Raw genomic sequence first — 1,251 nt, 5'->3', positions numbered from 1 at the left:
CTCGACCCGGCCCTGCTGGGCCGGGTCGAGGAGCTGATCGACTTCGTCACGTCGTGACGGGGCGTCGCGGCGGTCTCAGGAGATGCCGTCCCGCTCCGCGTAGGCGTTGACCTTCTCCGAGACGGTGATGACGGCCACGAAGAACTCCAGGGTGATGCGGGCGATCGCGAGGTACACCAGCGCGACGATCCACCCGAACACCAGGAAGAGGATCCCCGCCCAGACGGACGACTGGAACGAGGCCGCGAGACCGCCCAGCCACGCCAGGGCCACCAGGACCGTCACGATGATGTAGACGACCTTGACCACGCTGGGCGTGATGTACCGGCTGAACGAGTAGTCGAACAGAGCCCCGAGGAAGCCGCCGGGGTGGCCACCGGGGTGACCCAGGGGCGCACGCGAGCCCGCTGACCGGTCCGGCGGGTACTCCATCCCGGGGTACAGGCCCGGGTCGGGCATCCGTCCCTCGTACGGCTGCGGCGGCTCCCCGTAGGGCTGGTCGCCGTAGGGCGGCTGTCCGCCGTGCGGGGGCGGCCCGGCGGGCGGCTGCTGGCCGTACGACGGGTCGGGCCGACCGGGCGGCGGCTGGTACGGGGGCTGGCGAGGCGGCTCTTGCGGGTCGCCGGGCTGCTGCGGCGTGTTCTCGCTCATCGTTCCTCCTGAGTCGGCCGGGGTGGCGCACCCCGCAGGGTCGAACACCTCGCGTCCCACTCTGGCCGCAGCCGATCAGGACCGCCACCGCACGTGACCTCGCCGGATGCGCGAGGATGGACGGTATGAGCCAGCCGCCGTACGGTCCACCCCCGCAGCAGCCCCCGGCGGGACCGCCGCCGGGGCAGCCGCCGTACGGTCCTCCGCCGCCCGGGCGGCCGCCCTACGGCTACGGTCCGCTGCCGCTGTCGCCGTCGGACGAGCGCACGTGGGCGCTCGTCGCGCACCTGGGCCCGCCGGTGCTGTCGCTGCTGAGCTTTGGCTTCCTCGGCTTCCTCACGCCGCTGCTGGTGTGGCTGTTCCTGCGCGACCGCAGCGCCTACGTCGCCGACCAGGCCAAGGAGTCGCTGAACTTCCAGATCACGCTGCTGATCGGCTATGCGATCTCGGTGATCCTGTTCATCGTGTTCATCGGGTTCGTGCTGTGGGCTGCGGTCTGGGTGCTGTCGATCGTCTTCGGGATCATCGCCGCGGTCGCCGTCAACCGGCACGAGGCGTACCGCTACCCGATCAACATCCGCGTCGTGTCCTGACCGGCGG

General features: G+C 71.4%; 2 protein-coding genes. One reads left to right on the top strand and one right to left on the bottom strand.

Going from position 1 to position 1,251, the window contains the following annotated elements:
• Positions 1–75: 75 nt before the first annotated feature.
• Complete coding sequence (locus tag ACFT55_RS20220) at positions 76–651, bottom strand: DUF4282 domain-containing protein (RefSeq protein WP_380245660.1); 576 nt, start codon at positions 649–651, stop codon at positions 76–78.
• Between the two features lie 125 nt (positions 652–776).
• Between ACFT55_RS20220 and ACFT55_RS20215 the strand changes: the two genes are divergently transcribed.
• Positions 777–1,244 carry a DUF4870 domain-containing protein gene (locus ACFT55_RS20215; RefSeq protein WP_380245659.1) on the top strand — a complete coding sequence of 156 codons (468 nt, stop codon included), beginning with the start codon at positions 777–779 and terminating at the stop codon, positions 1,242–1,244.
• Positions 1,245–1,251: the final 7 nt, after the last annotated feature.

This window comes from Isoptericola sp. NPDC057191 (assembly GCF_042670225.1).
Lineage (GTDB): Bacteria > Actinomycetota > Actinomycetes > Actinomycetales > Cellulomonadaceae > Isoptericola.
This window is presented reverse-complemented; position numbering and strand designations above follow the sequence as displayed.

What these genes read in the sequence shown, in the direction of transcription:
- ACFT55_RS20215 (WP_380245659.1), top strand. Translation starts at nt 777, where the DNA reads ATGAGCCAGCCGCCGTACGGTCCACCCCCGCAGCAGCCCCCGGCGGGA.
- ACFT55_RS20220 (WP_380245660.1), bottom strand. Translation starts at nt 651, where the DNA reads ATGAGCGAGAACACGCCGCAGCAGCCCGGCGACCCGCAAGAGCCGCCT.